We start from the raw sequence: 13,216 nt of genomic DNA, 5'->3' as shown, positions 1-13,216 counted from the left end.
AAAAACATGGACCTGTTTTTCAGGAGTTGCGGCGCGCGGCCTGCCGGATGGCCTGGGCCAGATCGCCCGGCGCGACGTTCTTGAGCAGATACCCGTCGGCCCCGGCCGACATGGTCCTGCGCACCAGGTCCTCCTCGGCGGAGCCCGTCAGGGCCAGGATTCCGGTTTCCGGGTAAAGCCGCCTGACCTCGGCGATGGCCCCAATGCCGTCCAGGCGCGGCATGGACAGGTCCATGAGCACCACATCGGGCGAGATTTCCCCGACCAGGCGCACGGCCTCCAGGCCGTCTTCGGCCTCGCCCGCGATCTCGATGTCGGGATAGGCCGAGAGCATGGCCCTCAAGCCCTTGCGCAGGATGGCCACGTCCTCGGCCAGCAACACACGGATGTTCTCCACGCTACTTGCCCTTGGACACCTTCACCGCTTCCTCGAGCTCCGCGAAGCTGGGGCGGTGGTGGTTGGGGATGGCCCGCCTGCCTGCCTCCAGGGCCACGGGCGGGGGGTTGCCGCCCACGAAGGCCGCCAGGGCGCACTTCACCACCACCAGGCAGTGCTCGCCCTCCTTGGCCTTGGTCTCCATGTTGGCCGCGATGGGCCCCACGATGCCGTAGCACATGAGCACGCCCATGAACGTGCCCACCAGCGCCGCGCCGATGTGGTGGCCGATGACTTCGGGCGGCTCGCTGATGACGCCCATGGTGATGACCACGCCCAGAACCGCCGCCACGATGCCCAGGCCAGGCAGCGCGTCGGCCATCTTGTTCACCGCTCCGGCGGGGCCCACGGCCTCGTGGGAATAGGCCTCGATGTCGGCCTCCATGATGTTCTCGAACTCGTGCTGCTCGATGTTCACCGTGGAAAACACCCGCATGGTGTCGCAGACGAACTCCACGATGAACTTGTTGGACTTGTCCTTGAGGAAGGTGGTGAATATCTGGCTGGACTCCGGGGCCTCGATGTCCTTTTCGATGGCCACCAGGCCCTCGCGGCGGATCTTCATGAAGAGCATGGAGAGCATGATGAGCATGTCCAGGAAGAAGGCCTTGCTGGTCTTGCCGGACCCGAAGATGCCTCCGATGCCCTTGAGCGCGCCGATCACCACTTCCTTGGGCGAGCCCAGCACCAGCGAGCCGAAGGCCGCCCCGAAGATGATCACCAGTTCGGCGGGCTGCCAGAGCACGCTGAAGTTTCCGTGCTCCAGAACATACCCCAGGACCACCGCGCCCAGAACCGTGATAATGCCTATGATGGCGAACATGCGTTACGCATCCGTGCCTGTTATTGTTTGCCTTTGATGCTTTCGTCGTAAAGCCTTTCGATCTGCTGGTCCAGGATTTCCCGCTTCTCCTTGGGGATGGGCGATACCGGCGGGGCCGGAGGCTCCTGGGGCTTGTCGAAGATGTTGGGCTTGCCCTTGGCCTCGGCTGTCTTGGCCTTGGCCCCGGAGTCGCTGCCTGCCTCCTTGGGCGGCTGGGGCACCTCCATGACCAGCCGGATGCGGCGGTTCTTGGGGTCGTAGACGTTGTCCGGCACGAAGGGCCGCGTGGCCGCGTACCCGGCCACCACGCCCACGGAGTCCGGCGACACGCCCGCCTTCTCCAGCTCCCTGCGCGCGGCCGAGGCCCGGTCGGTGGAGAGCTCCCAGTTGGTGAAGCGCTCCCCGGCGTAGGTGTAGGCGTCGGTGTGGCCTTCGATGGTCAGCTTGCCCTTGCCCGCCTTGGATATGGGCGGCGCGGCGGCGGCCAGGGCGCGCTTGGCGTCCTGGGTCAGGTCGGACTTGCCCAGGGCGAAGAGCGGCTTGCCCTTGGCGTCGTCGGTCACCTCCACGATGACCTTGTCCGCCTCGGTCTTGACGATGATCTGGTCCTTCATGTCCGGGGTCTTGGCCTCGATGGCCTCCTTGATGGCCTCGGCGGCCTTCTCGGCCTCGGACTTCTCCTTGGCCGGGCTGGCCGGGTTCTCGGAGATGGGCTCCACGATGTTCGGAGGGTTGTTCTCCTGGGCGACCTGGGAGAGGTCCGTGGCCGGGATGAGCCCCGGCCTGCCCCCGGTGTCGATGAGGCTGAAGGACTGGAAATACTGGGCGATCTGCTCGCGCTTCTCCACGGTGACGGAGTTGACCAGCCACATGACCAGGAAGAAGGCCATCATGGCGGTGACGAAGTCGGCATAGGCCACCTTCCAGCTGCCGCCGTGCGCACCGCCGTGTCCGCCCTTCTTCACCTTCTTGATGATGACTTTCTTGTGTTCCTTGTCCGCCATGGCGCTCCCTTCCGGGGGAAAATCAATGCAATACCCGGGCCATGCGAATTATTCCGCCTGACGCCCATCTAGATAGGTCGCCCAAGGCCCCGATGCAAGCGGCACGCAAAAAAGCGGGGCGATCCAATCGGATCGCCCCGCTTCCGGAAAATGGTGTTCCCGGCGCGCGCGTTACGCGGCGAGGGGAACGATCTTCACCCGGGTCTTCACCTTGCGGTTGCGGGTGTACTTCTCGAAAGCCACGGTGCCGTCGATCAGGGCGAACAGGGTGAAGTCCTTGCCCAGTCCGACGTTTTCGCCGGGATGGAACTTGGTGCCCAGCTGGCGCACCAGGATGTTTCCGGCCTTGACCACCTGGCCGCCGTAGCGCTTGACGCCGCGGCGTTGTCCGGCGCTGTCGCGGCCGTTACGCGAACTGCCGCCTGCTTTTTTGTGAGCCATGGTGTGCCTCCTATGCCTGGATCGACTTGATCTTCAGGGTGGTAAGATCCTGGCGATGGCCGGTCTTCTTGTGGGAGTCGTTGCGACGCCACTTGTGGAAGACCACGATCTTGGGGCCACGCATATGCTCGACCACCTCGCAAGTCACCTTGGCGCCGGACACGTACGGAGCGCCGACCTTCAGGCCAGCGGCTTCGCCCACCAGGAGAACCTTCTCCAGGGCCACTTCCGCGCCAGCGTCAGCCGTGAGCTTCTCCACGGTGATCTTGGCGCCTTCCTCGACGCGGTACTGCTTACCGCCAGTTTCAACAATAGCGTACATGATAGATAGACCTCCGCAAACGGGGAAGCCGTTCTTAAGGACGGCCCCAAAAAAAGTCAACCCCTTTTTCGATCCCGCGCCAGCACGAGCACCTCAACCCGGTCGGCCCCGGCCGACAGGAGCGCCCGCGAGGCCGCCTCCAGAGTGGAGCCGGTGGTCATCACGTCGTCCACCAGCAGCACCCGCCTGCCGCCCACGATGGCGGCGTCCGCCGCAAAGGCCCCGTCCAGGTTGGCCTTGCGCTCCCTGGCCGAAAGCCTGCTCTGGGGGCGGGTGTGGCGCACCTTGGCAAGCGCCCGCAGTGCGAGCGGCCTGCCGAGCCCGGCGGCCACGGCCCGGGCCAGCTCCATGCTCTGGTTGTAGCCGCGCGTCAAGAGCCTTCGCCAATGCATGGGCACGGCGGCCACCACCTCGGGGCCTTCGGCGCAGAATCCGCCGGGGCGCTCCCGGTTCAGCCGGTAGGCGTGCCGGGCCAGGTCGCCCAGAAGCCCCATGGAGCCGAGCCTGCCGCCGAACTTGAGCGACAGCACCGCATCCCGCAGCGCCCCGGAATACTCCCCGAAAAATCCCAGCGCGGCCCACGGCCGGGGCGTAAGCCGGCACGCCGCGCACAGGGTCACGGCCTGGGCCTCGTCTTCGGGCATCTCCCCGCAGCCCGGGCAGAATCCCGACAGGCGTGGCCTGAGCCCCTCGGCGCAGCGCGCGCACAGCCCGGGGCCATCGGTCACGGCCGCGCACACCAGGCAGCGCGAGCCGGCCAGACGGCGCAACAGGCCGAACATCAGCGCCCGCGCCCCTCCCAGGCGTCACGGGCGAAGGCCGTCACGCGGGCCTGCGCGGCCTCGTCGGCGCGCAGGTCGCCCGGGGCGTCGATGCCGTGCAGGCACAGGTCACCGGCCAGGGTCGCGCCGAAGGGCCACAGGAAGTAGCGCATGGTCAGAAGCGTCCCCTCGAAGAGCCGCTCGCCCCGCGACCTGCCGCCCACCAGGAAGACGTGGGCCTTTCTCTTGGGAATGGCGGTGAGCACCGGGTCTCCGGCGTTCTTGGCCTCGTAGTAGCGCTGGGCGCGGTCGATGAGGGCCTTGAACAGGGCCGGGACGTGGTAGAAATAGATGGGGCAGGCGAAAAACAGCATGGGCGCGGCCAGGATCAGCCCGAACAGCTCCTCGGCCTGGTCGCGCTTCATGAGCGGGCAGGCGAACCCGGATTTCGGGCCGCACCCCTGGCAGCCCTTGCAGGGCAGGACCGAGCGCTCGCGCAGGTGGACGACGCGCGCCTCGGCTCCGGCGGACTCAAGCCCCCGGGCGATCAGCCCGGCCCCCAGGTCGGAGTTGCCGCCCTTGCGCGGGCTGCACGCCAGCACCAGAGGGCGATGCTCCTCGCCGATGTTCCGGACGATGCTTTCCATGGCCTAGCGCGCGAAGTCCGAGAAATACGGGTTGTGCAGGATCTCCTCCCCCACGCTGGTCTCGGGGCCGTGGCCCGAATAGACCACGGTCTCGCGCGGCAGGCTGAAAATCTGCGTCTTCACCGAGTCCAGCAGCGTCTCCATGCTCCCGCCCGGGAAGTCCGTGCGCCCGATGTTGCGGAAGAACAGCACATCCCCGGCGAAGACCACGCCGCTCTGGGGGAAATAGTAGGACAGGCTGCCCGCGGTGTGCCCGGGCGTGAACAGGGCCGTGCACGGCTGGCCGAGCACCTCGAAGTCGCCGGGCTCGATGGCCGTGTACGTGAACGGCTTGATGCGCGGCAGCCCCATGAAGCCGCCCTGGCCCAGCTCCGAATCCATCAGGTAGGCGTCCCCGGACCCGGCCAGCACGGGCGCTCCCGTGGCCTCGTGCAGGGCCTGGGCCCCATAGGTGTGGTCGAAATGCAAGTGCGTGAGCAGCACGTGGGTCAGGGTCAGGCCGTGCTTGGCGATGTGGCGGAGCATGGGAGCGGGGTCGCCCCCCGCGTCCACGGCCACGGCGTTCCGGCCCTCGATGGCCAGATAGCTGTTGGTCTCAAGCGGCCCCAATGCGAACGTCTCGACCCTCATGCCTGCTCCTTGCGCGCCACCGGCTCCAGGAGGAGCTCGCCCAGCGGTTTGCGGTCCGACGACCCGGCCTGGTCGGGCCTGCCCACGGCCAGCACGGCCATGAGCTCCAGGCGGGACTGGTCGAGTCCGAGCGCCCTGGTCACTTCCGGTTCCTGGTTGATGATCTCGCCCAGCCATACGGCGCCAAGCCCCTGCGCGTGGGCCGCCAGCAGCATGTTCTGCAGGCAGGCCCCCACTCCCTGGAGGTCCTTGGAGCGGTTGTAGCCCGCCTCGCGGTCCAGGAAGACGCAGAAAAGCGCGCGAGCCCGGCTCACGATGTGGGCGTACTTGGTCTTGCCGGCCAGGATCTCCTGGCGGGGATCGCCCGCGCGCACCACCAGGAACCGCCAGGGCTGGTTGTTGAGCCCGCTGGGGGCCCAGCGCCCGGCCTCGAGGATGGCCTCGATTTCCTGAAGCGTGACCGGCTCCTGCGTGTAGCGGCGGATGCTGCGGCGCTCGCGCATGGCCGCGAGTACTGGATTGTCCTTCATGGCGTGTCTCCGGGCGTCAATCCTATACCACGCAGGATGCCCGGGCAACCCCGCCCCCCTTGCCGCGGCGCGCCGCGCCAGCTATGACCTTGGCATGCGACAGAGCACCCCCCCCAAGCGCCCCCTGGGAGTCAGCCTCACCCGCCGCGACCTCATCGCCGGGGAGCACGCCCTCAAGGACGCCCTGCAGGCTTTCGTCCCCTTCAAGTCCTACAGCCTGTACTTCCCGCCGTCGGACGCCGACGCCGGGACGCTGACTGCCGAATACCTGCGGGGCGAGCAGAAGCTCCTGCTGCCGCTGACGCTTGACGGCGAGCTTCTGGGGATGTTCATGGCCAAAGGGGCCAAGGGCGTGCAGGCGAAAATGCTGCCGCTTCTCTCTCGGGCGGCCGCGCTCTGCCTGGAGAACCTGCTGCTTTCCAAGGCCTGCCGCACCGACGCGGTCACGGGCCTGGACAACCGGGCCAGCCTCATGCGGGCCATGGAACGCGAAATCGAGCTGGTGCAGGCCTGCATCCTGCCCGGCTCGGCCAGCTGTCTGGACGCTCCGGGCGAGGCGCGCGGCAGTTTCGGGCTTGCGCTCTTCGACGTGGATTTCTTCTCCTGGGTGAACCAAGGGTACGGCTACCTCTTCGGCGAGTCGCTGCTGGCCAAGCTCGGCGCGCTGCTGGCCGAGAAGGCGCCGGACGGCGCCCTCTGCGCGCGCCTGGGCGAGGACGTGTTCGCGGTGCTCCTGCCCGGGGCCTCCCCTGCCCGCTGCCAGGAACTGGCCGAGTCCTTCCGCGCCGCCGTGGCCGAGGAGATCTACGAATACCCGGTCAACGGCGAGCGGGTGCGCCTCACGGTGAGCGCCGGTTTCGCGGTCTATCCCCGCGACCTGCACGGCGGGCAGCTGGCCGCCCCGGTGGGCGAGGCCGCGCGCATCCTGGTGCAGAAGGCCCGCAAGACCCTGGCCTGCGCCAAGGACCTGGGCCGCGACCAGGTCATGAGCTTCTCGAAGCTCCTGCGCGAGGGAGGGCAGGTGCTGGAATGCCTGCCGCTCGGCCGCCTGGCGGTCAGCCTGGGACGGGGCGTGGACGCCAAGGAGGGCCAGCGCTTCCTGGTGTGGTCCCCGCGCTTCGACGGGGCGCACGCCCTGGTGCGCGGCGGAGACCACCGGGTGTCCGGGCGCTATCCGGCCATGGTCAAGGGCGAGATCATCCTCATGGAGACCCAGGAGGACGTGAGCTTCGCCGAGGTGCTGCACCTGACCGACGCCTCCTGGACCATCGAACCCGGCGACCGGCTGCTTCTGGCCCAGGAACCCGAGGACCTCTTCGCGGCCGACTCCGAGCCCGCAGCGCCGCCGCAGCGCGACATGGTCAGCGGGCTGCTCGGCCACCGCGACTTCATCCGCCACATCAGCCTGGCCCGCGAGGCCCAGAGCGTGTTCACCCTGGCGCTCATCCGCCTGCCCGAGCCGGGCAAGGAACGCCAGCTCCAAGGCGGCTCTCCGGCCGAGGCCCGCGTGCAGGAGGTCACGGCCCTGTGCCGCGAGTTCTTCGGCCAGGACGCCCAGGGCGGGCGCTTCTCCACCGGCAGCCTGATCCTCTTCGTGCCCGGCCACGATCCCCTGGTGCTCAAGGAGCGCTTCGCCGCCTTCATGGAGCAGGCCGAAGCCCGCCTCGGGCTCAAGCTGGCCGTGGGGCTGGCCGGATATCCGTTCCTGAATTTCGGCAAGGCCGACGTGCTGGAGAACTGCCGCAAGGCCCTGGACCATTCGCTGCTCATCGCACAGGGGCGAAAGCTCGCCGTGTTCGACTCCATCTCGCTCACCATCAGCGCCGACCGGCTCTTCACCCTGGGCGACGTGTACGGGGCCGTGGAGGACTACAAGCTGGCCCTGCTGGCCGACGAGGAGAACCTGCTGGCGCGCAATTCGCTGGGCATCTGCCTGGCCAGGCTCGGACGCATGGCCCAGGCCAAGGCCGAGTTCGAACGGGTGCTCGCCAAGGACCCGCGCAACATCATGGCCCTGTACAACCTGGGCCACGCCTGCCACCGCCTGGGAGAGGAAGCCGCGGCGCGCAAGGCCTTCCAGCGCTGCCTGAAGCTCAACACCCAGGATGTGTACAGCCTGCTCCGCCTCGGGCGCATGGCCGAGGAAGCCGGAAAGCTGGCCAACGCGCGCAAGTATTACGAGAAGGCGGCGGCCCTGCCCTCGGGCAAGGAGCTCACCGTGCGTCACCTGGCGAGGGTGGAGCTGGCCTCGGGCCACGCCGAGAAGGCCAGGGAGTACCTGCACCAAGCCCTGCTGCACGACCCCAAGGACGCGTTTTCGCTGAACCTGCTGGCCCGGATGTACCTGGACGGCGGCGAGGACCCGGCCATCGCCGAGGCCCTGGCGCGGCAGAGCGCGGCTCTCCGGCCCGACCAGAAGCAGTTCTGGAAGGACCTGGCCCGGGCGCTGGAGAAGCAGGGGAAGGTTGAGGAGGCGCGGCAGGCCTTAGCGCGGGCGTAACGAACCGGAGGAAACGTGAAAGCACTCGACCTGAAAAAAGCCGTCTCCGGCATCGACGCCCTGTGGTCGCCGCGCGTGGCGGCCAAAATCAACGACACCTTCGTGAAGCTCGCCCGCATCCAGGGCGACTTCGTCTGGCACGCCCACGAGCACGAGGATGAGATGTTCGTGGTCCTCAAGGGCCGCCTGTGCATCAAGTTGCGCGACGGCGACGTGTGGCTGGAGGAAGGCCAGGCCCTGGCCATCCCGCGCGGCGTGGAGCACTGCCCCCACGCGCCCGAAGAGGTCCACATCATGCTCATCGAACCGGCCACCACCGTGAACACCGGCGACGCCACCGGAGACGAAAGGACGCAGGGCGAAACGCTTTACCTGGAAGGGTAAGGCGGGAGAAGAAGAGCCTCCGGCGGCCAAAGGGACCAGTCCCTTTGGGATCCCCTTCAGCTTCGCGGGGTTGAGCGGGCGTGTTGTCCGTGAATGTCCCTGCGAACGCCCTAGACAAGCCCCCGATCGCTGAGTTCCCGCTTCACGTAGGCGTAGTAGATCGGCGCGGCCACCAGCCCGGCCAGCCCGAAGGCCGACTCCATGACCACCATGGCCAGCAGGAGCTCCCAGGTCCTGGCGTTGATGTGCCCACCCACGATGCGGGCATTGAGGAAATACTCCAGCTTGTGGATCACCACCAGAAAGGCCAGGGACCACAGCGCCATGGAGAAGGAATAACTCAGGCTCACCACCACGATGACCGTGTTGGAGATCAGGTTGCCCACCACCGGCAAAAGGCCCGCCACGAAGGTTATGGCCACCATGGTCTTGACCAGGGGCAGGTGGACTCCCAGCGCGGGCAGGACCACGATGAGATAGAGAAAGGTCAGCAGCGTATTCACCGCCGAAATGCGGACCTGGGCGAAGACGATGGAGCGGAAGGCGTCGCCCACGCGCCTGACGCGCTCCACCAGGGCGGCGGACAGGGGGCCGTACCCGCCTTCCCGCGTCGTCTCGGCGGTCAGCGAGACGATGGCTCCCAGGGCCATTCCCACGACCACGTGGGCCAGGGTCAGCCCGATCCCCTTTCCCGCCTCCTGCATGGTGGCGGCGTGTTCCCGCAGCATCGACGCTACGCCCAGGTTGATGTCCTCGACGTTCTCCGGAAGGCTGTCCAGCGCCCAGGCAGGCACCTTGGCGCGAACGTTGTCGAGAATCTCCGCCATCTTCTTGAGCAGGGCCTGCAGGCTCGCCTCTTCGCTTTGGAAGAACACGGCCGCCTTCCAGATCAGGGCGGCCAATACCGAGACGATCACCGCCGCGAGAAGCCCGACCACCACCATTTTGGCCCGGCGGTGGCTGATCCTGGCGACGTTGAGAAGCGGCGCGGCCAGATGGACGAGCTCGCAAACGAGCAGCCCCGCCATCAGGGCCGAGAACAGATGAAGCGGAAAGACCAGCAGAAGCCCGAAGCCGGCCAGAATCCAGGCCGCGACGTCGTAAGACGTGGGCCTCGCGTGGACTGAGCTCATGTTCCTCCCCGGAGCGCAAAAGTCGATTGACGGACGACCGGTCCGATCCTGACGGTCGCCGCCGCCTAGCGCGTGGCCTTGAATCCACGGTCGAAAGCGGTCTTCTTGAGCGCGGCCAGTATCTCCGAGCAGCTGGCCGTGGCCGAGCGCTTGCGGCTGAGCGACAGGCGCAGCGAATCCAGGTTGGTGTTCTGGCGCGACAGGGCCACGATGGAGGCCGTGACCTGGGCGTACTCCTCCAGGATGGCCCCGCACTCCTTGACGCCACTTGCGCCCGGCAGGCCGGAAAACCGGGACAGGGCGTCCCGGGCCTCGGCTTCGCGCGACCGCATTTCCGCCTCCAGGGCGTCCATGCGGGACGCGCCCGATTCGTCGATGTGCGGAGAATGCAGGATCTGCACCTGCTGCACGGCGATCAGGGCCTTGTCCGCCAGCACCCGGGCCGCAGGATCGGGCGTCGCCCCCTGTGGACCGGACAGGACCCGGTTCAGGCAGTCCGCGAAGGCGGCCACGAGCTCCCTGGCCTTGCCCTGGGAGAGCCGCGCCGCCTTGATGTTGGTATTCTTCACCGCAAGATCGAGGATTTCCTTGTCCAGCTTGCGGAATTCCGTCCAGCAGGTGCTGAAGTCGGCCAGCAGCGCGGCTTCCTTGTCCAGCTTGCCCTGCTTGACCAGCTCGGACAGCTCCTGCCGGGCCTTCTCGATGGCGTTGGCGATGGCCGTGGCCTTGTCCGCGAATTCCACCGACGCCTCGTCGGTGTCGGCCATGACCGCGAGCTTCTCGGCTTCCGAGGCCGCGAACAGGGACGACTCCATGGACGTGATCAGGCTGATCTCGCGCAGGCGCTCCGCGTACTTGGCCTGCAGCGACTGGGCCTGGGCGGCTGTCGCCAGGACGGATACGGCCATGCAGGCAACCAGTCCGGCCAGGACGCGATCCGGGACAAAACGGAGCACACGCATGAGGACCTCCGGGATGTTGCTGGACGGCGCTCGGGGATTCAGGTCCCCGACGTTCGCATGACCACTCCTCTTTTCACCGCGCACTGTCAAGCAGGACAAGACCCTCTATCCCTTGAAGAAACGCAACCGCAAGGCGTTCGACACCACGGAGACCGAACTCATGGCCATGGCCGCGCCCGCGATCATGGGCGAAAGCGTGGGGCCGCCGAAGGCGTGCAGCACCCCGGCCGCGACCGGAATGCCCAGCACGTTGTAGGCGAAGGCCCAGAACAGGTTCTCCTTGATGTTGCGCACCGTGGCCTTGGAAAGCCTGATCGCCGTGAGCACGCCGCGCAGGTCGCCGCGCATGAGCACGACGTCCCCGGCCTCGATGGCCACGTCGATGCCCGTTCCCATGGAGATGCCCACGTCGGCCACGGCCAGGGCCGGCGCGTCGTTGATGCCGTCGCCCACCATGGCCACCGTCAGTCCCTCATCCTTGAGGGCGCGGACCTTCTCGGCCTTGCCCTCGGGGGGAACCTCGGCCAGCACCTCGGTCACGCCCGCCTGATCGGCCACGGCCCGGGCCGTGCGCGGGTTGTCGCCCGTGAGCATCACCACGCGAACGCCCATGAGGCCGAGCTCGCCCACCACCTGGGCAGCTTCCGGGCGCACCGCGTCGGCCACGGCCAGCACGCCAAGCATGCGCGCTCCCTCGGCCACGAAGAGCGGCGTCTTGCCGGCGGCGGAAAGCTCCGCGCCCTGCGCTTCCAGCTCAGGCGGGACAGCGGTTCCCTCGGCGGCCAGCCAGCTCGAGCGCCCCACCAGCACGCGCTGGCCCAACCCCGCGTCCGACACCATTCCTGACACGCCCTGGCCGGGCACGGCCGAGGCATCCGAGGCGCCAGGCAATGCAAGACCCCGCGCCGACGCGCCCTGCACCACGGCCTGCCCCAGCGGATGGGCCGACAGGGCCTCCACTGCGGCGGCGCTGGCAAGCAGGCGCGAGGAGTCCGCGCCGGGAGCCGGGAGCACGTCCGTAAGCAAGGGCTTGCCCAGCGTGAGCGTTCCGGTCTTGTCCAGGACCACGGCGTTCACGGCGCTGGCCGTCTCCAGGGCGCGCCCGCTTTTGATGAGCACGCCGAGCCTGGCCCCGCGCCCGGTGCCCACCATGATGGACGTGGGCGTGGCCAACCCCATGGCGCAGGGGCAGGCGATGACCATTACCGAGACGAAGATGCGAAGCGCAAAGCCCCAGCCCTCCCCGGCCCACAGCCAGGCGAGCGCCGCAAGCACGGCCAGGGCCATGACCACGGGCACGAAATAGAGACTCACCCGGTCCGCCAGGCTTGCTATGGGGGCCTTTGAGCCCTGAGCGTCGCGCACGAGGCGGATGATGCGGGCCAGCACCGTGTCCGCGCCCACGCGCTCGGCGCGCATGGTCAGCGCCCCCAGGGCGTTGAGCGTGCCGGAGGCCAGCGGATCGCCGGGGTTCTTGGCCACGGGAACAGACTCGCCCGTGAGCATGGACTCGTCCACCTCGGAAGCCCCCTCCACCACCACTCCGTCCACGGGCACGCGCTCGCCGGGGCGCACCAGGAGCATGTCGCCCGGACGCACCAGCTTGACCGCCACGCTCTTCGCGCCATCCGGCCCGACCAGCGTGGCCGTGTCCGGGGCAAGCGACAAGAGCGACTTCACGGCCTCGGTGGTCTGGGACTTGGAGCGGGCCTCGAAGTACTTGCCCAGGGAGATGAGCGCGATGATGACCGCGGCGGACTCGTAGTAGAGCCCATGGGCGTTGTGCGCGGCCCCATGGCCCAGGACGATCTCCAGGGTGGTCCAGAGCGAGGCCAGGAAGGCCGCGCCCGTACCCAGGGCGATGAGCGAATCCATATTGGGCCCGCCGCGCAGGAGCGCGGGCACGCCGTCCAGGTAGAAGCGCCTCCCCAGCCACAGGAGCGGCAGGGTGAGCGCCAGCTGCGTGAGCGCATAGACGGCGGGCGAGGTGTCCGGCGAGAGGAACGCGGGCAGGGGCAGCCCGAGCATGGGCCCCATGGCGATCAGGAGAACCAACCCGCCCAGCGTCAGCTGCGGTCCCAGGGCCTTGCGACGCATTTCCAACCGCTCGGCGGCGTCGCGCTGCTGGGCCTCGAACAGGGATTCGTCGTCCCCGGCCAGGGGGGATGCGGTGAACCCGAGGCCCGCGATGCGCCCGATGACCACATCCAGGGCAGGACCGCCGGGGGCCAGCTCCAGCTCGCCGGTCTCGGTGGCCAGGTTGACGCGCATGGCCGCCACGCCCTCCATGCCTCCCACCACCGTCTCGATGCGCCGCGAGCAGGAGGCGCAGTGCATGCCACCGATGGCCAGGCGCACGATCCCTGCGGGGGCCGGGGGAACGGCCGTAAAGCCGAGTTCCGCCACGCGGGCCGTGATGCCGTCGAGCGTGACGATGGAGGGGTCGAAGCTCACGTCCATGGTCTCGGCGGCCAGGTTTACGGCTACGGACTCCACGCCCTCCATCTTGCCCACGGTCCTTTCGATGCGGCTCGAACACGAGGCGCAGTGCATGCCTTTGACGGGCATGGTCAGCTTTTCCATGGCGCACTCCTCATGGGGAATCGCGCGGGGGCTTCGGTGTTGGAAGCCTCCGGCGGCCAA

14 protein-coding genes are annotated in these 13,216 nt (G+C 68.1%); 2 read left to right on the top strand and 12 right to left on the bottom strand.

Annotated features, from left to right (window positions below):
* Positions 1–19: 19 nt before the first annotated feature.
* The 9 genes from ML540_RS07970 to ML540_RS07930 all read right to left on the bottom strand — a co-directional run bounded on the left by ML540_RS07970 (position 20) and on the right by ML540_RS07930 (position 5,594).
* Positions 20–397 carry a response regulator gene (locus ML540_RS07970; protein WP_243359861.1) on the bottom strand — a complete coding sequence of 126 codons (378 nt, stop codon included), beginning with the start codon at positions 395–397 and terminating at the stop codon, positions 20–22.
* A 1-nt stretch (position 398) separates the two neighbouring features.
* A complete protein-coding gene (gene motA / locus ML540_RS07965; protein ID WP_243359860.1) occupies positions 399–1,259 on the bottom strand; it encodes a flagellar motor stator protein MotA in 861 nt (286 codons plus the stop codon).
* A 20-nt stretch (positions 1,260–1,279) separates the two neighbouring features.
* A complete protein-coding gene (locus tag ML540_RS07960) occupies positions 1,280–2,263 on the bottom strand; it encodes a flagellar motor protein MotB (RefSeq protein ID WP_243359859.1) in 984 nt (327 codons plus the stop codon).
* A gap of 171 nt (positions 2,264–2,434) precedes the next feature.
* The gene (gene rpmA / locus ML540_RS07955) at positions 2,435–2,704 is read right to left on the bottom strand and encodes a 50S ribosomal protein L27 (protein WP_243359858.1); all 270 of its coding nucleotides are present in this window, start codon (positions 2,702–2,704) and stop codon (positions 2,435–2,437) included.
* 10 nt (positions 2,705–2,714) lie between these two features.
* Positions 2,715–3,026 (bottom strand): 50S ribosomal protein L21, encoded by a 312-nt coding sequence (rplU, locus tag ML540_RS07950; RefSeq protein ID WP_243359857.1) that lies wholly within the window; start codon positions 3,024–3,026, stop codon positions 2,715–2,717.
* Between the two features lie 56 nt (positions 3,027–3,082).
* Positions 3,083–3,808 (bottom strand): ComF family protein, encoded by a 726-nt coding sequence (locus ML540_RS07945; RefSeq protein WP_243359855.1) that lies wholly within the window; start codon positions 3,806–3,808, stop codon positions 3,083–3,085.
* Positions 3,808–4,434 carry a flavodoxin family protein gene (locus ML540_RS07940; protein ID WP_243359854.1) on the bottom strand — a complete coding sequence of 209 codons (627 nt, stop codon included), beginning with the start codon at positions 4,432–4,434 and terminating at the stop codon, positions 3,808–3,810. Before ML540_RS07940 ends, ML540_RS07945 begins: the two co-directional genes overlap by 1 nt.
* A gap of 3 nt (positions 4,435–4,437) precedes the next feature.
* Positions 4,438–5,064, bottom strand: coding sequence for an MBL fold metallo-hydrolase (locus tag ML540_RS07935; protein ID WP_243359853.1), 627 nt, complete (start codon positions 5,062–5,064; stop codon positions 4,438–4,440).
* A complete protein-coding gene (locus ML540_RS07930) occupies positions 5,061–5,594 on the bottom strand; it encodes a nitroreductase family protein (RefSeq protein WP_243359852.1) in 534 nt (177 codons plus the stop codon). The genes ML540_RS07935 and ML540_RS07930 overlap by 4 nt, the downstream gene beginning before the upstream one ends.
* A gap of 94 nt (positions 5,595–5,688) precedes the next feature.
* Here ML540_RS07930 and ML540_RS07925 point away from each other — a divergent pair, with 94 nt between their 5' ends.
* Both ML540_RS07925 and ML540_RS07920 read left to right on the top strand, forming a co-directional pair.
* The gene (locus ML540_RS07925; RefSeq protein WP_243359851.1) at positions 5,689–8,094 is read left to right on the top strand and encodes a tetratricopeptide repeat-containing diguanylate cyclase; all 2,406 of its coding nucleotides are present in this window, start codon (positions 5,689–5,691) and stop codon (positions 8,092–8,094) included.
* A 15-nt stretch (positions 8,095–8,109) separates the two neighbouring features.
* Entirely contained in the window at positions 8,110–8,478 is a 369-nt protein-coding gene (locus ML540_RS07920) for a cupin domain-containing protein (RefSeq protein ID WP_243359850.1), read from the top strand.
* Positions 8,479–8,588: 110 nt separating this feature from the next.
* Here ML540_RS07920 and ML540_RS07915 read toward each other — a convergent pair whose 3' ends face one another.
* The 3 genes from ML540_RS07915 to ML540_RS07905 form a co-directional block, all read right to left on the bottom strand.
* Entirely contained in the window at positions 8,589–9,611 is a 1,023-nt protein-coding gene (locus ML540_RS07915) for an AI-2E family transporter (RefSeq protein ID WP_243360847.1), read from the bottom strand.
* A 65-nt stretch (positions 9,612–9,676) separates the two neighbouring features.
* Positions 9,677–10,573, bottom strand: a complete 897-nt coding sequence (locus tag ML540_RS17790; RefSeq protein ID WP_279343331.1) for an MCP four helix bundle domain-containing protein — start codon at positions 10,571–10,573, stop codon at positions 9,677–9,679.
* Between the two features lie 105 nt (positions 10,574–10,678).
* Positions 10,679–13,156 carry a heavy metal translocating P-type ATPase gene (locus tag ML540_RS07905; protein ID WP_243359849.1) on the bottom strand — a complete coding sequence of 826 codons (2,478 nt, stop codon included), beginning with the start codon at positions 13,154–13,156 and terminating at the stop codon, positions 10,679–10,681.
* Positions 13,157–13,216 lie beyond the last annotated feature (60 nt).

The organism is Fundidesulfovibrio terrae, assembly GCF_022808915.1.
In the GTDB taxonomy this organism is placed as follows: Bacteria; Desulfobacterota; Desulfovibrionia; order Desulfovibrionales; family Desulfovibrionaceae; genus Fundidesulfovibrio; species Fundidesulfovibrio terrae.
Note: the sequence above shows the minus strand (reverse complement) of the source record. Positions and strands in the feature narration are given on the sequence as shown.